The 20,669-nt window shown below is 75.3% G+C and carries 17 protein-coding genes; 8 read left to right on the top strand and 9 right to left on the bottom strand.

The genetic code is table 11. The features are described 5' to 3' along the window. Positions 1–100 precede the first annotated feature (100 nt). The 6 genes from ABZ719_RS16350 to ABZ719_RS16325 all read right to left on the bottom strand — a co-directional run bounded on the left by ABZ719_RS16350 (position 101) and on the right by ABZ719_RS16325 (position 5,397). Positions 101–574: a hypothetical protein gene (locus ABZ719_RS16350; protein ID WP_366725841.1), complete on the bottom strand. Its 474-nt coding sequence runs from the start codon at positions 572–574 to the stop codon at positions 101–103. A 689-nt stretch (positions 575–1,263) separates the two neighbouring features. Then, positions 1,264–2,772 (bottom strand): glycine betaine/L-proline transporter ProP, encoded by a 1,509-nt coding sequence (gene proP, locus ABZ719_RS16345; protein WP_366725840.1) that lies wholly within the window; start codon positions 2,770–2,772, stop codon positions 1,264–1,266. A 212-nt stretch (positions 2,773–2,984) separates the two neighbouring features. Beyond that, a complete protein-coding gene (locus ABZ719_RS16340; protein WP_366725839.1) occupies positions 2,985–3,461 on the bottom strand; it encodes a low molecular weight protein-tyrosine-phosphatase in 477 nt (158 codons plus the stop codon). A 108-nt stretch (positions 3,462–3,569) separates the two neighbouring features. Further along, entirely contained in the window at positions 3,570–4,328 is a 759-nt protein-coding gene (locus ABZ719_RS16335; protein WP_366725838.1) for a metallophosphoesterase, read from the bottom strand. Next, complete coding sequence (locus ABZ719_RS16330; protein WP_366725837.1) at positions 4,325–4,615, bottom strand: hypothetical protein; 291 nt, start codon at positions 4,613–4,615, stop codon at positions 4,325–4,327. The genes ABZ719_RS16335 and ABZ719_RS16330 overlap by 4 nt, the downstream gene beginning before the upstream one ends. Beyond that, positions 4,612–5,397 (bottom strand): hypothetical protein, encoded by a 786-nt coding sequence (locus ABZ719_RS16325; RefSeq protein ID WP_366725835.1) that lies wholly within the window; start codon positions 5,395–5,397, stop codon positions 4,612–4,614. Before ABZ719_RS16325 ends, ABZ719_RS16330 begins: the two co-directional genes overlap by 4 nt. Before the next feature lie 539 nt (positions 5,398–5,936). Between ABZ719_RS16325 and ABZ719_RS16320 the strand changes: the two genes are divergently transcribed. After that, the gene (locus ABZ719_RS16320) at positions 5,937–8,216 is read left to right on the top strand and encodes a catalase (protein WP_366725834.1); all 2,280 of its coding nucleotides are present in this window, start codon (positions 5,937–5,939) and stop codon (positions 8,214–8,216) included. A 170-nt stretch (positions 8,217–8,386) separates the two neighbouring features. Beyond that, entirely contained in the window at positions 8,387–8,929 is a 543-nt protein-coding gene (locus ABZ719_RS16315; protein WP_366725833.1) for a hypothetical protein, read from the top strand. 133 nt (positions 8,930–9,062) lie between these two features. On the opposite strand, the gene ABZ719_RS16310 is transcribed toward ABZ719_RS16315, so the two are convergent. Then, complete coding sequence (locus tag ABZ719_RS16310; RefSeq protein WP_366725832.1) at positions 9,063–10,679, bottom strand: glycerol-3-phosphate dehydrogenase/oxidase; 1,617 nt, start codon at positions 10,677–10,679, stop codon at positions 9,063–9,065. Continuing rightward, a complete protein-coding gene (locus tag ABZ719_RS16305; RefSeq protein WP_366725894.1) occupies positions 10,676–11,236 on the bottom strand; it encodes a TetR/AcrR family transcriptional regulator in 561 nt (186 codons plus the stop codon). Before ABZ719_RS16305 ends, ABZ719_RS16310 begins: the two co-directional genes overlap by 4 nt. Positions 11,237–11,508: 272 nt before the next feature. Here ABZ719_RS16305 and ABZ719_RS16300 point away from each other — a divergent pair, with 272 nt between their 5' ends. Further along, positions 11,509–13,128, top strand: a complete 1,620-nt coding sequence (locus ABZ719_RS16300; RefSeq protein ID WP_366725831.1) for an FAD-binding oxidoreductase — start codon at positions 11,509–11,511, stop codon at positions 13,126–13,128. Between the two features lie 307 nt (positions 13,129–13,435). Continuing rightward, complete coding sequence (locus tag ABZ719_RS16295; RefSeq protein WP_366725830.1) at positions 13,436–14,317, top strand: YegS/Rv2252/BmrU family lipid kinase; 882 nt, start codon at positions 13,436–13,438, stop codon at positions 14,315–14,317. Positions 14,318–14,497: 180 nt separating this feature from the next. Here the strand turns inward: ABZ719_RS16295 and ABZ719_RS16290 are convergent, their stop codons facing one another. Further along, positions 14,498–14,884, bottom strand: coding sequence for a transglycosylase family protein (locus ABZ719_RS16290; protein WP_366725829.1), 387 nt, complete (start codon positions 14,882–14,884; stop codon positions 14,498–14,500). A 259-nt stretch (positions 14,885–15,143) separates the two neighbouring features. Here ABZ719_RS16290 and ABZ719_RS16285 point away from each other — a divergent pair, with 259 nt between their 5' ends. The 4 genes from ABZ719_RS16285 to hypF are packed head-to-tail and all read left to right on the top strand — an operon-like array spanning position 15,144 to position 20,668. Then, complete coding sequence (locus ABZ719_RS16285) at positions 15,144–16,853, top strand: hydrogenase maturation protein (protein WP_366725828.1); 1,710 nt, start codon at positions 15,144–15,146, stop codon at positions 16,851–16,853. Next, the gene (locus tag ABZ719_RS16280) at positions 16,850–17,497 is read left to right on the top strand and encodes a hydrogenase maturation protease (RefSeq protein ID WP_366725827.1); all 648 of its coding nucleotides are present in this window, start codon (positions 16,850–16,852) and stop codon (positions 17,495–17,497) included. Before ABZ719_RS16285 ends, ABZ719_RS16280 begins: the two co-directional genes overlap by 4 nt. A gap of 22 nt (positions 17,498–17,519) precedes the next feature. Further along, the gene (gene hypB / locus ABZ719_RS16275; protein WP_366725826.1) at positions 17,520–18,317 is read left to right on the top strand and encodes a hydrogenase nickel incorporation protein HypB; all 798 of its coding nucleotides are present in this window, start codon (positions 17,520–17,522) and stop codon (positions 18,315–18,317) included. Next, positions 18,314–20,668 carry a carbamoyltransferase HypF gene (gene hypF, locus ABZ719_RS16270; protein ID WP_366725825.1) on the top strand — a complete coding sequence of 785 codons (2,355 nt, stop codon included), beginning with the start codon at positions 18,314–18,316 and terminating at the stop codon, positions 20,666–20,668. The genes hypB and hypF overlap by 4 nt, the downstream gene beginning before the upstream one ends. Position 20,669: the final 1 nt, after the last annotated feature.

The following is a 20,669-nucleotide window of genomic DNA, read 5'->3' as shown; positions in this document are numbered from 1 at the left end:
CCGCCGTGGCACCGCGTAAGGCGATCATGGCATGCCGGTGCCCCGGCCGGGGGCCGGGGCACCGGGTGGACGGGTCAGGAACGGCGGACCGTGGCCGGGGTCAGGACCCCCAGGTGCCCTGGTTCACGGCGCAGCGCCAGCCGGAACCGCGCAGGGTGAACTTCAGCTTGTAGTCGCGGGTGTTGAGCAGGTGGGTGCGGACCTTGAAACCGAGGCTCGCCCTTCCCTTGAAGGTCCGGGTGGAGACGGACACGGTCTTCGACGTCCGGTGGCTGATCCGGCCGCCCGTGGCCGTCGCCGAGCCGAAGCGGAGGTTCCTGACGTCGGTGACGGTGAAGGTGACGTTCTTGTAGCTCCGGCTGGTCCTGCTCCTGATGCCGAAGTACAGGCCGCTGCCCGTCACCCAGCCGTGGTGGTCCACGTAGAACCGGGTCGGGTAGACGATGTCGAGCGGGCAGCCCGCGCTCTTCTGGGTGACGGTCGCCGCCGAGGCGGCACCGGCCAGTCCCCACTGGGCGGTGGTGAGGACGCCGGTGGCCACCAGGGCCGCGACGGCCGTGCGTGTGCGGTTCATTGCGGTGTTACCTCTTCCCCCTGCGGCCTTCGCGGGCCGGTACGACATGACCCGCGAAGCCCCGCCGAGGCGGCCCGCCGGTCAGTGACGCCGTATTTCCTAACACGGACGAGAGCCGCGAAAGCAACTACTGTGACGGCAGTGCTACTTATTGACCAAACCAGAACATTTACGGGGCAACCCGGACGGTGCCCGGGCGGTCGGGACGCGTGAGCCGTGAACGGACGGGCGGGTGAGCCGTGTGCGGTCGGGGGGTGTGAGCCGTGTGCGGTCGGGCGCGTGAGCCGTGAACGGAGGGGGCACCGGGCCGCAGGCGGACGGCGCGCGTGGGCGGCGGGCGCGAGAGGGCGAGGCGCGGCGGGCGCGGTGCGCAGGGCGGTGACGCGCCGGGACCGTGGGGCGCGAGCGGTCGGCGCGCCGGACCCGTGGGCCGCGGGTCGGCCAACCTCCTCCAGGTGTCGGCCACTTCTCCACCCGCCACCCCTGACACCCCCGCCGAGGTGGGCAGGAAGGGGTCGGCGGCCGGGCCGCTTCCGGTCCGGCCGGCCGTGACGCGTGAGAGTCTCACCCGCTCAAGAAGGAGCAGAGGCGGCCGAGTTGACACGCCAGACTCGGACGGTCTGTGCGCAGCGGTGCGAGGGCGGGCGTGCGGGCCCCGGTCCGCCGCCCTGCGGCGGTCGCGCGGTGGCTCAGAACTTCGGCGCGGGCGCCTGGCTCTCCACCATCCGTGCCGCTTCCTCAGCGGTCGCCACCGCGGGCGGGGAGCCCGCCAGCGGCCTGCGCGCGGTCTCCTTCATGCACGCCACGGAGACCACGCCGACCAGCGCGGCGGCCATGGCGTAGTAGGCGGGCATGAGTTCGCTGCCGGTGGCCGAGATCAGCGCGGTGATCACCAGCGGGGTCGTTCCGCCGAAGAGCGAGGTGGCCAGGTTGTACCCGATGGACAGGGAGCCGTAGCGCACCTCGGTCGGGAACAGGGCGGGCAGCGCCGCGGACATCGTCCCGAGCATGCACACCAGGGACAGTCCCAGCATCAGCATCCCCGCGGTCACCGCGACCGCACCGCCCTGGCCGACCAGCAGGAAGGCGGGCACGGACAGCAGCAGGAAGCCCAGCATGCCGGTCATCAGGACGGGCTTGCGGCCGATCCGGTCGGACAGCCTGCCGACCTGGTTGATCAGCAGCATCAGGACCACCATGGTGCCGATCAGGATCAGCAGGCCGTTCGTCTCGCTGTAGCCCAGTTCGTCGGACAGATAGGTGGGCATGTACGACAGGAGCATGTAGTCGGTGATGTTGTAGGCGCCGACCAGGCAGACGCACAGCACCAGGGACGGCCAGTACTGGCGGAAGATCTTCGCGATGTCCCCCTTGGCGGTCGTCTCCACCGCGGACGCCGCCTCGGACGCCCGGTGCACCGAGGCGTCCTCCAGCTTCTGGAAGGCGGGCGTCTCGTCCAGCCGCAGCCGCAGGTACAGACCGACCAGCCCGATGGGCCCGGCCACCAGGAACGGCACGCGCCACCCCCAGGACTCCATCCCGCCGCTGCCGAGGACGGTGGTCAGCACGGTCACCAGGCCCGCCGCGCCGACGTACCCGGCGAGCGTGCCCAGCTCCAGGAAGCTCCCGAAGAAGCCCCGGCGCCGGTCGGGCGCGTACTCGGCGATGAACGTGGAGGCACCGCCGTACTCACCGCCCGTGGAGAAGCCCTGCACCAGCCGGAAGAAGATCAGCAGGGCCGGCGCCCAGAAACCGATGGCGGTGTACGACGGGATGAGGCCGATCGCGAACGTCCCGATCGCCATCATGATCATCGTCATCGCCAGGACGGTCTTGCGGCCGATCTTGTCGCCCATCGGTCCGAACACCATGCCGCCGAGCGGACGCACCAGGAAGGACACGGCGAACGTCGCGAACGACGCCAGCAGCTCGACCGTGCCGTTCCCGGACGGGAAGAAGACGTGTCCGATGGTGACGGCCAGATAGCTGTAGATGCCGAAGTCGAACCACTCCATGGCGTTGCCCAGCGAGGCGGCCTTCACCGCGCGCCGTACGGCACGCTCGTCGGTGACGGTGATGTCGGTCCGCCGCAACGGCGGGTTCCTGCGGCGCTCAGCCGCGCGGAACAGCGTGCGGTGACGTCTGAAGGCACCCCGATCGGCCTCGTTCTCCCGAAGGCCGTCTCCGTTGCCCGCCATGAGGGCTCCTCTCTGCCGACGCACAGACATCCAGGACACCGCCTGCTCACACGTGGCGAGCGCAAACGGGCCGTCTGCACAGAGCGAGATTCGCCACGTCGGGGGAACCGGCACCCGGAGCGCCGGTCACCCTTCCTGGCGCGGGCCGCGGGGCGGGCCGGTCCGTCGGGCGGCGCCGTGCGTCGCGGCGGCGGCGCCGGCCGGCCGGGCGGTCACGGCGCCAGACGGTCCCGTACCCAGGCGAGCAGCCCCTCCATCGTGGCCTCGATCATGGCCAGCACGTCTTCGAAGCCCTCCGGGCCGCCGTAGTACGGGTCGGGGACGTCGAGGCACGTGCTCGCGTCCGCGCCCGCTTCCGGGTCGAACGAGCGGAGCATGCGGACCCGGGACGGGTCCTCGACGAGACGGCGCAGCGCCTTCTCGTGACCGCGGTCCATGGCCAGGAACAGGTCGGCGTCCAGATGCTCGGCCCCGACCTGCGCGGCCACGTGCTCCACGGGGTAGCCGTGCCGGACCAGCACGTCACCGGCCCGCTCGTCGATGGGCTCCCCGGCGTGCCAGGGGCCGATACCCGCACTGGTGACCCGCACCCGGCCGGCGAGCCCCGCCCGGCGCAGATGCTCGGCGAACACCAGGGCGGCGGACGGCGACCGGCAGATGTTCCCGCTGCAGACGAAACAGATGTGCACGGGCCCCAGGGTACGGAACGGGAGGCGCGGCCCCCGCCCGCCTGCGCGGGGGCCCGCACGCGCCAGCCCCCGGACTCCCGGTCGCCGCCCCGCTGCTCGAACCCACGGTCACCGCCCCGCTTCTTCTCCCGGCCCTCCGTCGTCGCCGTCGTGCAGGTGGTACACGTGGAACGCGCGCCCGATGACCGGTTGGGCGACGTTGCGCACGCGCACGCCGCCGCTCGTCATCCCGTTCTCCGTGCCGGCGTGCGCGTGTCCGTGCACGGCGAGGTCGGCGCCTGCCGTGTCGACGGCCTCGGCCAGCAGGTAACTGCCGAGGAACGGGTAGATCTCCAGGGGCTCACCCGCGAGCGTCTCCGGTACGGGGGAGTAGTGCGTGAGCGCGATGCGCGCGTCGCAGCCCTGCTCGCCCAGATCCTCCAGGCAGGCGCGCAGGCCCTCGGCGCAGCGGCGGCTGCACCGCACGAACTCCTTCATCAGCGGTTCGCCGAACTCGCCCGCGCTGCGGCCGAGGAAGCCGCCGCCGAAGCCCTTGGTCCCCGCGACGCCGACCCGTGCCGCGCCGCACCGGATGACGACCCCGCGCCCCTCCAGCACCTGCGCGCCCGCGTCCTCCAGGACGGCGGCGACCTCCTCGGGCCGTTCGTCGTGGTGGTCGTGGTTGCCGAGGACCGCCACGACCGGCACCCCCAGACCCTCGATCTCCCGCGCCACCACCCGTGCCTCCTCCGGTGTTCCGTGCCGGGTGAGGTCGCCCGCCAGCAGCAGGATGTCGGCGCACTCGGGCAGCGTCTCGAAGGCGGGCCGCAGGGTGCCCTGGGTCTCGGGGGCCATGTGGATGTCCCCGACCGCTGCGATCCGGATCATGCGAGGTCCTCCGCGTGGTCGGGGGAGGAGGCGTCGGTGACGACCACGTCGCAGTGGACGCGGTGGCCGGCGAGTTCGGCGCCGACGAGGCCGCAGATCTCGTCCCGGCAGTGCGCCGACGGGACCGTGCCGGTGAGCAGCACCGCCTCGCCGCGCACCTCGAGCCGCACCCCCAGCTCGCCCAGCGGGCCGCCGGCGATCCGCTCCCTGAGATGGGCCACGCGGTACTCCAGGTTGTCTCCGCAGGCAGGAGGACCGGATGCCCGCTCTCCGAGGTGGTGGTTCATGACGGCTCCTTCGGCGGGGCGATGACGTTCAGGCGTTCGAGGAGGAAGAAGAAGGAGGCCGGCATGGGGTCGTCGCCGCAGGCGCGCCGGACCCGGTCCCAGTCGACCTTCTCGCGCAGGGCGCGGGCGATGGGGAGCACGGCGCCGAAGTCGCAGTGGTGCTCGGAGAACGCGGCGATCAGGCTCCACAGCAGATCGGTCGGGGACAGGACGGGCATGCGCACGGAGTCGACCGACAGTTCCTCGGCGCGGCCCAGCATCTCCCGGGAGACGGGCTGGTGAGCGAGGACGAAGATGACGTCGATGTCCTGGTCGAAGCACTTGGCCTTGATGAGCCAGTCCTCCGGCGGCTCGTAGACCGTGAGGCCGCTCTCCCGCAGGGTGGCCGCCACCGCCCGGGCGTCGTCGGGCAGGACGCAGAAGTCGGCGTCGTGCTGCAGGTTCTCGCTGCCGCCGTGCGCGTACACCGCCACGCTGCCGGCCAGGGCGAAAGCGTGACCTTTCCGCTTGAGCAGGGCTCCGACCTGCTTGGTCGCCTCCAGGATCGCCTGGTTGCGGTCCCGGGGCAGTTGCTGCGGCTCCTGGGGCGGGTGCTCCCGCGGCGCCCGGGCGGTGCGGCCCCCTCCGGCCTGGGGCGCGGGGTCCTGCGGAGCCTGGGGTGTCAGGTCCTGTGCGGCCTGCGGCGCCGGGTGCGCCGGCCGCTCGGCCGCGTCCGCCGCCAGGCGAAGACCCGCCGGTCCGCCGCGCCGTGCGGGCGCCGTGCCCCCTCCGTCCCCTGCCATGCCCGCTCCCTCCGTCTTCGTCTCCGAACCGCCGGACCGTCTCGGCGCCGGACGGCCGGGCCGTCACCGGCGCACCGGACGGTTTCCGCTGTCCTGCGGCGCCGGGACGGGTACCCGCCGTGCCCGCGCCGACACGGCACGGCTCGGGTCCGGCCGCCGTGCGGCCCGGTCCCCCCTGCCGGGAGCCGGTCACCGCGACCGACGCGTTTTCCGCAGGGCTTGACCGGCGCGACCGGGGTACGTGGGGGTGACAGCCGGCCGGGGTGGCGGCGACCGCGGAGGGAAGGGGGAGGGGCGGCACGGCACCCGGGGGTTCACCCCGTCGTGGCGGGCCCCGGTGCGCCGCCCTCCGGGCCGTGAGAGATTGACAGGGCCGATGTCCGTAAAGGGCTGTTTGCCCACGTTTTTCGATCTCTCGGACCGAACGGCAGGACCGGTGGCAGCCGCAGGCGAGGGGCCCCTCGGGGCGACCGGCGATCGGACAGTGACGGCCGCCGCACACGCACGTGGGGGCGGCCAGGAGTGGAGGAACGGTACGCATGAGCGAGGCCAACCCCATCAAGCAGGCGGCCCACAAGGTGGCCGACGCGCTCCAGGGTGACGGCGCGGGACCGGAGGAGGGCATCCCGGGGAAGCCGGGTTCCGAGTCCCCCTCCGTCGCCGAGCCGACACAGCCGCGCGACCCGCTGCCGCCCAAGCCCGACCAGAGCGGACCGGACACCGTCTCGCCCACCGGGCAGCCGACCGGGGCGGACCGGGCCCGTATGGCGCAGAGCGGGAGCTACCTGACCACCGCGCAGGGGGCGCGGCTGTACGACACCGATCACTCGCTCAAGGCGGGGCCGCGCGGTCCCGTACTGCTGCAGGACCATCATCTGCGCGAGAAGGTGATGCACTTCGACCACGAGCGCATCCCGGAGCGCGTGGTCCACGCCCGCGGGGCCGCGGCGCACGGCGTCTTCACCAGCTACGGGACCGCGTCCTCGGTGACCAAGGCCGCCTTCCTCGCCAAGGACGTCGAGACCCCGGTCTTCGTACGGTTCTCCACGGTGCTCGGCTCGCGCGGATCCGCCGACACCGTGCGGGACACCCGCGGGTTCGCGACCAAGTTCTACACCAGCGAGGGCGTCTTCGACCTGGTCGGGAACAACATCCCGGTGTTCTTCATCCAGGACGCCATCAAGTTCCCCGACATCGTGCACGCCGCCAAGCCGCACCCCGACCGGGAGATCCCGCAGGCGCAGAGCGCCCACGACACGCACTGGGACTTCGTCACCCTGCACACCGAGGCCACCCACCACGTCCTGTGGAACATGTCGGACCGGGGCATCCCCCGCTCCTTCCGCATGATGGAGGGCTTCGGCATCCACACCTTCCGCCTGGTCGACGCCGAGGGCCGCACCACGCTGGTGAAGTGGCACTGGAAGCCGAAACTGGGCGTCCACTCGCTGGTGTGGGAGGAGGCCCAGATCGTGGGCGGCGTCGACCCCGACTTCCACCGGCGGGACCTGGCCGACGCCATCGAGGCCGGCGCCTACCCCGAGTGGGAGCTGGGCATCCAGACCTTCCCCGACACCCCCGAGCAGACCTTCGAGGGCATCGACCTGCTGGACCCGACGAACATCGTCCCCGAGGAACTCGCCCCCGTGCAGCCCGTCGGACGGCTCGTCCTCAACCGCAACCCGTCGAACTTCTTCGCCGAGACCGAGCAGGTCGCCTTCCACCCCGGCCACCTCGTGCCCGGCATCGACATCACCGACGACCCCCTGCTGTCCGGTCGGCTGTTCTCCTACCTGGACACCCAGATCACCCGGCTCGGCGGCCCCAACTTCGCGCAGATCCCGATCAACCGCCCGCACGCCCCCGTCAACGACATGCTGCGCGACGGCTTCCACCAGACGGCCGTGCACCGGGGCGTGGCCCCCTACCGGCCGAACTCCCTCGACGGCGGCTGCCCGTTCACCGCCGGGGCGGACGCGGGAGCGTTCGTCGAGGCTCCCGTGCGCATCCCGGAGGCGAAGAAGGTCCGGGAGGCCCCCGAGACGTTCGCGGACCACTTCAGCCAGCCCCGCCGGTTCTGGCTCAGCATGAGCCCCGTCGAGCGCGAGCACATCATCGGCGCCTACACCTTCGAACTGGGCAAGTGCTACGAGCAGGCCGTCAAGGAGCGGGGCCTTCAGGTGCTCGCCAACATCGACCCCGAGCTGTGCGCGGAGGTCGCCGCCGGGCTCGGCCTGCCCGCGCCGGAGGCGACCGTGCCGCTGGCCGACGTGCAGCCCAGCCCCGCGCTGTCCCAGGTCGGCCACACCTGGCCCACGGACGGCAGGGTGATCGGGATCGTCGCGGGTCCGGACGGCGACCTGGACGGCGTACGGGCCGTGCGGGAGGCCGTGCTCGCCGGCGGCATGGTGCCCCTCGTCGTCGCGCCCGTCGGCGGCACGCTCGGGGACGGCGCCGACCCGCTGTCCGTGCAGCGCACCTACGCCACCGCCCGGTCCGTGGAGTTCGACGCCGTGCTGGTGTCGGGTACGCCGGGCGTGGGCGCCGACGCCTTCGGCGCCCGGGACGCGAAGTCCGGCCTGGCCTCCCCGCGGCAGGCGAGCCACGACCCCCGCGTCAGCCTGCTGCTGTCCGAGGCGTTCCGGCACGGCAAGGCGATCGGCGCCTGGAAGGGAGCCGAGGCCGCGCTGGAGGCGGCGGGCGTCCCGACCGACGCGCCCGGCGTGGTCCTCGGGGACAGCGGCACCGCCACCCTGGAGCAGATCACCCGCCTCCTGGGCGCGCACCGCGTCTGGGAGCGGTTCCCCGCGGAAGCCTGACCCGCCCCCGTCCCGTCGCTCCGGACCTCCTCCGGGCCGCCCCGCCGCGGCGCTCGCGCTGTGGCCAAGGCCACGCCCCGGAGGAGGTCCGCGCCATAGGCGGGGCGCGGGCCGCGCACTACGGTTCCGGGTAGTCCCTGTGTCCGTGAACCAGTGCGAACGGCCCGGCAGTGCTCGAAGATCTCTCCCCCCTCATCGCGGCGACCGCCCAGTGGCTGACCGCCGCGTACCCGGCGTCCGGCGGCGCCCTGGCCTCCGCCCTGTGCGAGGTGCAGGCGCGCCAGGCGGTGGCGCTCGCGGCCTGGCTGCGCTACCCGACGCCGATGGACGCGGCGCTGGTCGGCCTGGCCGGTCCCGGCGGTTCCGCCCGGCTGGACTGGGTCGCCGGCGCGGACGGGGCCGGGGCCGGGGACCCCGACACGTACGCCTGGCGCACCTGGGTGGACGAGGTCGTGGCGAGCTGGGCGGCCTGCCTGCTCACCGATCCCGCCCTGGCCGGCCGCGCCGTGGCCGCGCTCACCGAGGACGCGCTCACCGACGACGGCCGTGCGCCGCACGCTCCGGTCGAGTTCCGGCGCCTGCTCACCCCCGACGAGCGGGACAGCTCGGCGGCGGCCCTGCTGCGCCACCCCGACCTCCTCGCCCCCGTGGCCGCCCTGCACCGCGCCCAGCTCCTGGTCCGTCTGGCACCGGACGGGACCCTGGCGGCCTGACCCTCCGCCGCGCCGCTGCCCCAGGGCGCGGGCGCCGCGCGGCCACCGCCGCCGCGACCCCCGCCGCCCCGGGCCCTCCCCGCGGCAGCCCCGCCCCGCCGCACCGGCCCGGTCCCGGTACCGGACCGCCGCCTCACCGCGATCCCAGCGCCTGGCCCATCGCGTTCCTGGCGGCGGGCAGCGCCGCTGCCCGGTCGGCCGGGACCAGGCCGATCCGCGTACGCCGGTCGAGCAGATCGCTCTCGTCGAGCGCCCCCTCGTGCCGTACGGCCCACACCAGCTCGGCGCGGGTGACGGGGTGCCCCTCCAGCACGGGTTCGCGCAGCTCCGGATCGGCGGCGCCGAGCGCGTGCACCGCCGGCGCCTCGGTGCCGTAGCGGCGGACCAGACGGCGGGGCGCCGGCAGCGCGGCCAGCGCGCGGGGCGAGGCGGCACCGACCAGGGGCAGCGCGGCCGTCGGGGAGGGCCCCGCGGCCAGGCCGCGGGTGCGCACGGCGGCGTCGACGGCGTCCTCGGCCATCCGGCGGTAGGTGGTGAGCTTGCCGCCGACCACGGTGACCACTCCCTCCGGCGAGGTGAGCACCGCGTGCCTGCGCGAGATGTCGGCGGTGCGGGAAGCCGCGCCGGACGGACCGCCGGACCCGGTGTCCAGGAGCGGTCGCAGGCCCGCGAAGGCGCCCACCACGTCCTCGCGGCGGACCGGCGTCTCCAGGGCGGACCCCAGGACGTCCAGCAGGAAGCCGATGTCCGTCTCGGGGACCTCGGGAACGTCCGGGATCCCACCGTCGACGGGTTCGTCGGTGAGTCCGACGTACACCCGGCCGTCCCCCTGGGGCAGCACGAGGACGAAACGGTTGGTCTCACCCGGCACGGGGATGTGCAGGCCGGCGGGCAGCGGCCCGAGACGGGCGGCGCGCAGCACGAGGTGGGTGCCGCGGGAGGGCCGGATCCGCACGCCGTCGACCAGACCGCCCGCCCACACGCCGGAGGCGTTGATCACCGAGCGGGCGCGGATCTCCCCCTCCTCCCCGGTGAGCCGGTCGCGTACCCGGGCGCCGGACGCGGTCAGTTCCAGGGCCCGTACACGCGTCAGGATCCGTGCTCCGTGTGCCGCGGCCGTCCGCGCGACGGCGGTGACCAGGCGGGCGTCGTCGCTGAGCCGTCCGTCCCAGGACAGCAGGCCGCCGCGCAGCCCGGCCCCGCGGAGCGCGGGGGCGAGGTGGCGGGTCTCCACGGCGGACGTCCGGCGCGGCGCGGGCAGGGTGGCGCGGGCGGTGCGCGCGGCCAGGCGCAGCCCGTCGCCCGCCCGGAAACCCGCCCAGGCCAGGGCCGCCTGGCGCCGGGAGACCAAGGGGGTCAGCGGGAGGACGAACGGCTGCGCGCCGACCAGATGGGGTGCGGTGCGTTCCATCAGCACCCCGCGTTCCACCGCGCTCTCGTGGGCGACGTCGAGCTGGGCGGAGGCCAGGTAGCGCAGGCCGCCGTGGACGAGCTTGGAACTCCAGCGGGAGGTGCCGAAGGCCAGGTCGTGGGCGTCGACCGCGGCCACGGACAGCCCGCGGGCCGCGGCGTCCAGGGCCACGCCGGCGCCGGTGGCGCCCAGCCCGACCACCAGGACGTCCACGGCGGGGCCGCCCACGGTCAGCGCCAGTTCGCGCGCCCGCCGGGCGGCGCTCAGCGACGAGCGGGCAGGGGAGCCGGACGGGCCGGCGCAATCCGCCGGGCCGGGACGGGAGGGGGCGGGGCTCATGGCGTCAGGGTCCTCTCCAGAAGGGTCCGCAGTTCCCCGAGGAACGCCTGCGCGGTCAGCTCGGGGTCGTCCTCGTCGGCCATCGTGCGCAGCGACAACGTGAAGGACTGGACGACCAGCAGCAGGGAGCGCGCCTGCCGCGCGGGATGGCCGGGGCGCACCGATCCGTCGGCGTGGCCCTCGCGCAGGGCCTCGGTGACCAGTTCGAGCAGGGCGTCCTGGCTGGCTCCCCGCCGGTCGAGGACGTAGGGGAGCAGCAGCTCGGGGTCCACGTCGACGATCTTCCGGAACAGGGGGTGCGCGCGGAAGGCCGCCACCCCCGCCACCAGACCGTCCACGATCAGGGCGCGGGTGGCCGTACCGGGCCGCCGCTCGGGCATCGCGCCGGTGGCCACGCCGATCCACTCCCGGGTCATCAGATCGCCCACCAGGGAACGGACGTCCGGCCAGCGCCGGTAGAGCGTCATCCGGGAGACGCCCGCCCGCCGGGCCACGTCCGTCAGGGTCGTACGGCGGACCCCCACGGCCAGGACGCAGTCGCGTACGGCGTCGAGCACGGGATCACCGGACGGCGAGGCGGAACCCGCCGCCCCGGCGCCCGCGGCACCGGGGCCCGCCCCGGCGCCCGCGCCCTTCCCGCCGTCCGCCGCGCGCGTGCCGTGTGCGCCGTCTCGGCTGGGCGCGCCGTCCGGGCCGTGCATGTCCTCCGTGCCGCTCGAGGCGTCCCCGCTGCTTTCGCTCCCGCTTCCGCGGTCCGGACCGTTGTGACGAATAGGCGTCATGTGTAACAGTGTAACGCCCCTTCGACGCGACCGGTGAGGAACGACCCATGGACATGCTGTGGAGCGGCTGGGGCGACCCGGCCGAGGCCGCACCGCTGCCCGCCCCCGTGACCGGGCTGCTGCGCGACCTGCTCGGGGTGAGGCCCGCCGGTGCCGCCCCGGTCGGCTGGGAAGAACTGCGCGTCCCCGAGTCCCCGCTGACCGCCGCCGCCCGCCGGGCCCTGGAGGAGGCGGTCGGCGGCGAGCAGCACGTCCGGACCGACGCCGGCGCACGCATCCGCCACACCCGCGGCAAGTCCACCCCCGACCTGCTCCGCATCCGGGGCGGCGACCTCACCGACCTGCCCGCGGCCGTGGTGCTCCCCGCCGGCCACGACGAGGTGCTCGCCGTGCTGCGTGCCTGCGCCGCCCATGACGTGGCCCTCGTGCCGTTCGGCGGCGGCACGTCCGTCGTCGGCGGCCTCGCTCCCGAGCACCGGGCGTCCGGCCGGCGACCCTTCGTCGCCCTCGACCTGCGCCGCATGGACCGGCTGCTCGCCCTCGACCCGGTCTCGCGGACCGCCACCCTCCAGCCCGGCCTGCGCGCCCCGCACGCCGAAGCGCTGCTCGCCGGACACGGCTTCACCCTCGGTCACTTCCCGCAGTCCTACGAGTGGGCCACCATCGGCGGGTTCGCCGCCGCCCGCTCCAGCGGCCAGGCGTCCGCGGGCTACGGCCGCTTCGACGAGATGGTGCTCGGCCTCACCCTCGCCACTCCCGAAGGCACCCTGGAGGCGGGCCGGGCCCCGCGCTCGGCCGCCGGTCCCGACCTTCGCCAGCTCGTCCTCGGTTCCGAGGGGGCGTTCGGCGTGATCACGGCGGTGACCGTCCGGCTGCGCCCGCTGCCGCGGACCCGCGTCTACGAGGGGTGGCGGTTCGCCTCGTTCGAGGAGGGCACGGAGGCGGTGCGCCGGCTCGCCCAGGACGGGCCGCTGCCGACCGTGCTGCGCCTGTCCGACGAGACGGAGACCCTGATCGGACTGGCCCAGCCCGACGCCATCGGCGCCTCGCTCGCCGACGGGTCCGCCGGCTGCCAGGCGATCACCGGCTACGAGGGCACCGCCGAGGACGTCGCCCACCGCAGGGAACGGGCCGCGGCCGTCCTGCGGGCGTGCGGCGGAACCCCCCTCGGCGAGGAACCCGGCGAACGCTGGGCCCGCGGCCGCTACTCGGCCCCGTACCTGCGGGACGCGCTCCTGGACGTGGGCGCGTTCGCCGAGACCCTGGAGACCGCCGCCTTCTGGTCGCGCGTGCCCGGCCTGTACGCCGCCGTCCGCGACGCGCTCACCGCCACCCTCACCGAGGCGGGCACTCCACCGCTCGTCATGTGCCACATCTCGCACGTCTACGAGAACGGCGCCTCCCTGTACTTCACCGTGGTCAGCGCGCAGGGCGAGGATCCCGTGGCGCACTGGGCGCCCGCCAAGCGCGCCGCGAGCGAGGCGGTCCTCGCCGCGGGCGGCACCATCAGCCACCACCACGGCGTGGGGACCGACCACCGCGACGCCTACGTCCGGGAGGCCGGACCGCTCGGCGTCGAGGCGCTGCGGGCGGTCAAGCGGCGCCTGGATCCCGCCGGTCTGCTCAACCCCGGCGTGCTGCTGCCCCCGGACCCGGCCGGCGGCTGACACCCGGCACGGCCGGGCACAGGGCGGCCTCCGCCGGACAGCGGCCGCTGTGCGGCGAGCAGGGGGCGGCGCACGGCGCTGTGCCGCCCGCCCGTCCGAGACCCGCGCACTCGCCCTCGTCCTCCCGGACGTGCGGTCGGCAACCGGCGACCAGCCTTCCCCGACGTCCCCGTCCGCCGGCCGCCCGGCACCCCGCTCCCGGCCCTCTGCTCCCCGCCTCGCGCCATCACCCCCGCCCCCTCCTCACCCCGTCCTCCGCCCCGCCCCTGACTCCCTTCACGTCCTCACTCCGCCCGGAGGCCCACCGATGCGTCAGTTCACCGCCATCGTCAACCCGACCGCGGGCGGAGCCTCCGGCGCCGCCGCGCTGCTGCAGGTGGGCAGGGAGCTGAGGGAGGCGGGCGCCGGGCTGGAGACCGAGTACAGCCGCAGCCTCGACCACGCCCGAGAGCTGGCCCGGCGGGCCGGGGAGTGCGGCCGGGTGGTGCTCGCGGTCGGCGGCGACGGCATCGCGGGCGGCGTCGGCGGCGCCCTCAGCGGCACCGGCACCCTCTTCGGCCTGGTGCCGGCCGGCCGCGGCAACGACTTCGCCCGGGCCCTCGGCCTGCCCGCCGAGCCCGCAGCCCTGGCACGCGTGCTGCTCCACCACGCCCCGCGCCGTGTCGACACCATCGAGGTGGAGTCGGCGGTCCACCCCGGCACCGTCGTCCTCGGCAGCGTGTACGCGGGCGTCGACGCGCTCGCCAACCGGCACGCCAACCGGGCCCGGCTGCTTCGGGGTGCCGCCTCGTACTACACCGGCGGGCTGCGGGCCGTCGCCACCTGGCGCACCGCGGCCTACCGCGTCACCGTCGACGGCGAGGAGCACGTCCACCGCGGCTACACCGTGGTGGCCGCCAACTCGGCCTACTACGGCTCCGGCCGGATGATCGCGCCCGCCGCCCGCGTCGACGACGGCCTGCTCGACGTGGTGCTGATCCGCGCCGCCCCGCGCCGGCTGTTCTTCACGCTCATGAACGAGCTGAAGTCGGGCGGCCACGTCCGCCGGCCCGAGGTGCGGATCCTGCGCGGCAGGGAGGTCCGGGTCGAGGCCGACCGCGACATCCCCTACGGCGCCGACGGCGAGGTCGACGCGGTGCTGCCGGTCACGGCCCGCGTCCTGCCGGGCGCCCTCGCCGTGCTGTGCTGACCGCCTCCGCCGTCGCCTCCCGGCCCGCCGACCGGGCCGACCGCTCCGGAACGGCCGGCCGCCCAGGCCGACCCCGGCCCCGTCGGGGCCGCCCCCCACCGGCCCACCGCACCTCCGTGAACACCCGCTGGACGACCCTCGCCGCCCAGCAGGCGCACCATCCCTTCTGACGGTCCGACGTCAGGCGCAGGCCCAGGCCTGCATCCCCTGGAGGGCGGCGAGCCGTCTGGCCACCGCGATCTGTTCCCGGCGGGTGGCCAGGTCGGCCCGGGGCGCGTACTGCAGTCCGCCGGCCGCGATCCAGCTGGACTGGGCGAACTGCAGTCCGCCGTAGTAGCCGTTGCCGGTGTTCGCCTGCCAGTTGCCCCCGGACTCGCACGCGGCGATGGCGTCCCAGTCGGCGGTGAAGGCGCCGGCCGGCGCCGCCGTGGCCGCGGGGCCGCCGGCCAGAGCGGCTGTCGTCGCCGCGGCCACCAGTGCTCCGCGCAGGGTGAGAAGACGAGGGTGACGAACGGCGGCCCGGTCACATCGGACGGGGGCCCTGTCGATGTTCTGCTGCCAGATCATGTGCAGACTGTTACATCAGATAAGCAGAAAGTATTGCAGCGCCACGCCGGGACGAGCCGGGGTCCCTTCGCCGTCCCGCACCGGCGGTCCGGATCCGGATGGCGCACTCCCGCGCACGAGGTCCGGTGCGCCCCCGCGTCCGCGGTCCGGGTGCGCTTCCGTGCCCGCGGTCCGGATGGAGCACGCGGGGGGCCAGGGCGGGGCGAAACGCCGTCACGGTCCTTCCCGGCGGCCGGCGAAACGGACACCATGCCATGTCATGGACATTTTGCTCGTGGCGAGCGCGTTCAACAGCCTGACCCAACGCGTCTACGCCGAACTCACCGACCACGGACACCGCGTGGACGCCGTCCTCGCCTCGCACGGTCCCGACGCGGTCCGCGCCGCGGTGACGCGCGCCCGCCCGGACCTGATCATCGCGCCGATGCTCAAGACGGCGCTGCCCGAAGACCTGTGGCGCGAGCACACCTGCCTCATCGTGCACCCCGGACCCGAGGGGGACCGCGGCCCGTCCTCCCTGGACTGGGCCATCGCCGAACAGGCCCCGCACTGGGGCGTCACGGTCCTGCGGGCCGAGGCCGCCATGGACGCCGGTGACATCTGGGCGTCGGTGCCGTTCAGGACGGAGCAGGTGGGCAAGAGCGACCTGTACCGCAACGAGGCCTCCGACGCGGCGGTGGCCGCCGTCCTGCTGGCCGTGCGCCGCTTCGAGGAGGGCTCCTTCAAACCGCGGCCGCAGAGCGACCCGGAGGTGCGCGTGGTGTGGCGCGACGCCCTGCGCCAGACCCGGCGGCGCATCGACTGGGCCGCGGACAGCACCGCCACCGTGCTGCGCAAGCTCCGCGGCGCCGACTCCCAGCCCGGTGTGCTCGACGAGATCCTCGGCCGTGAGGTCTTCCTGCACGGCGGTCACCCCGAGGACCGGCTGCGCGGACGCCCCGGCGACCTGCTCGCCACCCGCGCCGGAGCGGTGTGCCGGGCCACCTCGGACGGCGCCGTGTGGATCCCGGAACTCAGGCCCCGCAAGAACTCCGGCGACCCCGCGCCCTTCAAACGGCCGGCCGCCTCGGTGCTCGGCCCCGACGCGCCGCGGGAGGACCCCGCTCCCCTCGAACTGCCCGCCGGCCGCCGCACCTGGACCGACATCCGCTACCGGCAGCACGGCGACACCGGCTTCCTGACCTTCTCCTTCCCCGGCGGGGCCATGAGCACCGACCACTGCCGCCGGCTGCTCGCCGCCTACCGCCACGCCCTCACCCGCCCCACCTCCGTGCTGGTCCTCGGCGGCGCCCGCGACTTCTTCTCCAACGGCATCCACCTGAACGTCATCGAGGCGGCCCCCGACCCGGCCGCCGAGTCCTGGACCAACCTCAACGCCATGAACGACCTGGTCGAGGCGGTGCTGCGGACCACCGACCGGCTGGTGGTGGCCGCGCTCGGCGGCAACGCCGCCGCCGGCGGCGTCATGCTCGCGCTCGCCGCCGACGAGGTGTGGTGCCGCACCGGCACCGTCCTGAACCCGCACTACCGGCGGATGGGCCTGTACGGCTCGGAGTACTGGACGTACAGCCTGCCGCGCCGGGCCGGCTCGCGGGCCGCCGAGCGGCTCACCACCGACGCCCTGCCGGTCAGCGCCGCCACCGCGCACCGGCTGGGCCTGGTGGACCGTCTGGTGCCCGCCCCGGCCGCCGGGTTCGCCGCCGAGGTGGACCGCCTCGCGGCCGGACTCTCCCGTGCCCCCGGACTCGGCCGGCGGATCGAGGCCAAGGCGGCCACGCGCGCACGCGACGAGGCGGCACGGCCGCTGGCGGACCACCGCAGCGCCGAACTCGCCCGCATGCACGCCATCTTCTTCGACCCCCGCGCCCCCTACCACGCGCTGCGCTCGGCGTTCGTCCGCAAGGTGCCCTCCGGCACCGCCCGCCCCCTGGCCCCGGCCGCCGACCCGCTCACCGGGAGCCCCCGGTGACGGCGCCGCCCCCGGCCCGGCTGCTGGTCGCGGGCGTCGGCAACATCTTCCTCGCCGACGACGCCTTCGGCCCCGAGGTGCTGAAGGCCCTGGCCGCCCGGCCGCTGCCCGCCGGCGTCCGGGCCCGGGACTTCGGCATCCGCGGCCTGGACCTCGCCTACGAACTCCTGGACGGCTACGCCGCCGCCGTCCTCGTCGACGCCGCCCCGCGCGGGCACCGGCCCGGCACCCTCTCCCTCGTCGAAGCCGACCTGCCCGACCCGGCCGGCCCGGCCGCCGCCCCGCCCGAGGCCCACGGCATGGACCCGGCCAGGGTGCTGGCCCTGGCCGCCCGGCTGGCCGACGGGCCGCTTCCCCGCGTCCTCGTGCTCGCCTGCGAACCCGCCGTCCGGCCCACCGGCGACGAGGACGTCATGCCCGGACTCAGCGACCCGGTGCGCCGGGCGGTCGGCCACGCGGTGGACGCCCTGCGCACCCTCCTCCCCGCCCTGCTCACGGACCCCGCCGCCCCCGCAGGCGCCCTCCCGTTGAGCCGCCCGGACCAATCCGGGGTCCCGCGCACGGCCGCGCTGCCGTACGGCGCGGCCGGCTGCGTCCACGATCGGTCAGGCGCCGCTCGTCCCGCACGAGCGGCACCCTCCTGAACCGACCGTGAGGAGAAGTGCCATGTGCCGGTCCCTCGACGTCGAGCAGGCCGTCCTCGCCAAGAACGACCGTCTGGCCCGGGACCTGCGCGACGACCTCGTCCGGCGAAGCGTGGGCGTCGTGAACCTCCTGTCCAGTCCCGGCAGCGGCAAGACGGAACTCCTCGGACGGGTGCTGGCCCGCGCCGTCGCCCTGGACATCCCGGTCGCCGCGCTGACCGCGGACCTCGCGACCGAGAACGACGCCCGCCGCCTCGCCCGTTCCGGGGCGCCCGTGCGCCAGGTGCTGACCGACGGCCTGTGCCACCTCGAAGCCCGCCAGCTGCGCACCCGGCTGGCGGGCTGGCTGCCCGCGGACACCGCGCTGCTGTTCGTCGAGAACGTCGGCAACCTCGTCTGCCCGGCCTCCTACGACCTCGGGGAGACCCTGCGGATCGTGCTGATGGCGGTGACCGAGGGCGAGGACAAGCCACTGAAGTACCCCACCGCCTTCGGCTCCGCCCACCTCGTCGTCCTCACCAAGACGGACCTGGCCGAACCCGCCGGCTTCGACGAAGGGGCCTTCCGCGCCCACGTGCAGCGGGTCAACCCCGGGGTGGAGATCGTCCGCACCTGCGCACGCACCGGCGACGGCGTCGACACCGTCCTGGAACGCGCGCTCGCCGTCCGCCACGAGGCCCCGCCGCACCACCCGCCCCTCGCCCCGCGCCCCCACAGCCACGACCACGACCACGGACCGCACGAGCACGCTCCCGCCGGCGCCGCCGGCCCCACCGCCGGGCATGCCGGCCCCCACCCGGCGACCACCCCCGCCCCGTGACCGCCACCGGCGCCGTACGCCGCCGCCTCACCGTGCGCGGCACGGTCCAGGGCGTCGGCTTCCGGCCCTACGTGCACCGCCTCGCCGCCGACCTGGCCCTGGCCGGATTCGTGAGCAACACCGCGGACGGCGTGCTGATCGAGGTCGAGGGACCGGCGGACGGCGTCACCCGGTTCTGCGACCGGCTGGCCGCACAGCCCCCGCCGCTGGCCGCCGTGACCGGCATCGGACACGAGGACCTCCCCGCCACCGGCGCCGCCCGCCCCTTCACCATCCGTCCCACCGAGCAGCGCGCGGGCCGCACCCAGCTCCCGCCCGACACCGCGACCTGCGCCGACTGCCTGCGCGAGCTGGCCGACCCGGCCGACCGCCGGCACCGGCACCCGTTCATCACCTGCACCCACTGCGGCCCCCGCTTCACCGTCGCCACCGCGATGCCCTACGACCGCGCGGCCACCACCATGGCCGGCTTCCCGCTGTGCCCGGCCTGCGCGCGGGAGTACGCCGACCCCGCCGACCGGCGCTTCCACGCCCAGCCCGTCGCCTGCCCCGACTGCGGGCCCCGGCTGACCCTGGTGCCCGCCGACGGCAGCGGCCCGCGCCCGGCCCGGGACGCCGAGGCCCTGGCGGGCGCCCGGGCGCTGCTCGCCGCCGGACGGATCGTCGCCGTCAAGGGCGTCGGCGGCTACCACCTGGCCTGCGACGCCACCGACGCGCACGCCGTCGCCACCCTGCGCGCCCGCAAGGAACGCGGCGGCAAGGCGTTCGCCGTGATGTGCGCGGACCTGACCACCGCGGAGAGGATCGCCGCCCCCACCGACCGCGAACGCGCGGCCCTGACCGGCCCGCGCCGCCCCATCGTCCTGCTGCGCCGGTGCGCGCGCCCCGACGGCCTCCGCCTCGCCGAGGCGGTGTGCCCCGGCAGCCCGCACATCGGCGTGATGCTGCCCTACACCCCCCTGCACTCGCTGCTGTTCGGTCTGCCGGGCGACCCGCCCGGCCCCCGGGTGCTGGTGATGACCAGCGGGAACCGCTCCGGCGAACCCATCGTCACGGACGACGGGGAGGCCCTGACCCGGCTGGCCGGACTGGCCGACGCCTGGCTCACTAACGACCGGCCCGTCGCCTCCCCGTGCGACGACTCGCTGCTGCGGGTCCGCCCCGACGGCACCGAGCAGGTGCTGCGCCGCTCCCGCGGCTACGTTCCCCGCCCGCTGCGGCTCCCCGTCCCCGTGCGCCCCGTGCTCGCGGTCGGCGGCGACCTGAAGAACGCCCTGTGTGTCGGCGACGGCGAGCAGGCCTGGTTCGGCCCGCACATCGGCGACATGGGCGACCTGACCACCCTGCACGCCGCCCGGCGGGCGGAGCGGCACCTGCTGAACCTCACCGGCGTGGCGCCCGCGCTCGTCGCCGCCGACCGGCACCCCGGCTACCACTCGGTCCGCTGGGCCCGGCAGCGCGCCGCCGGGCTGCGCGCGGGTGGGCCGGTGCTCGTCCAGCACCACCACGCGCACATCGCCTCCGCGATGGCCGAACACGGCCTGGACGGGACGACACCCGTGATCGGCGTGGCCTTCGACGGCACCGGCCACGGCGACGACGGCACCGTCTGGGGCGGTGAGTTCCTGCTCGCCGACTACGCGGGCCACCGCCGCTTCGCCCACCTGACCCCCGCACCGCTGCCCGGCGGCGACGCGGGCGTGGCCAACCCGTGCCGCCTGGCGCTGGCCCGGCTGTGGGCGGCGGGACTGCCCTGGGAGCCCGGCCTGCCCAGCGTCACCGCCTGCACGGACGTGGAACGCGCCGTGCTGCGCAGGCAGCTGGAACGCGGCCTGGCCTGTGTGCCCACCTCCAGCATGGGACGCCTCTTCGACGCCGTCTCGTCCCTGGCGGGCATCTGCCACCGGGCGGCGTACGAGGCGCAGGCCGCCCTGGAACTGGAGGCGGCGGCCACCGAGGCCCGGGAGACGGAGACCGCGGCGTACCCCTTCGGGCTGACCGCCGGACCGGGACCCGTGGGCTGCGATCCGGCACCGATGCTGGAGGCCCTCCTCGCCGACCGGCGGCGCGGCACCCCGGCGCCGGTGCTGGCGGCACGTTTCCACCGGGGGGTGGCGCGGGCCGTCGCCCGGATCTGCCGGCGTGCCCGCCGGGCCACCGGCCTGACCACCGTCGTCCTCAGCGGCGGCGTCTTCGCCAACGGGCTGCTGGAGGAGGAGTGCACCGCGCTGCTGGCCGGCGACGGCTTCACCGTCCTGCGGCACGGCGAGGTCCCCCCGAACGACGGCGGCCTGGCCCTCGGCCAGCTCATGGTCGCCGGGCGGCTCACCCACAGCGACGAGACGGAGTGAC

This window comes from Streptomyces sp. NPDC006743, from assembly GCF_040703815.1.
GTDB lineage: Bacteria > Actinomycetota > Actinomycetes > Streptomycetales > Streptomycetaceae > Streptomyces.
Note: the sequence above shows the minus strand (reverse complement) of the source record. Positions and strands in the feature narration are given on the sequence as shown.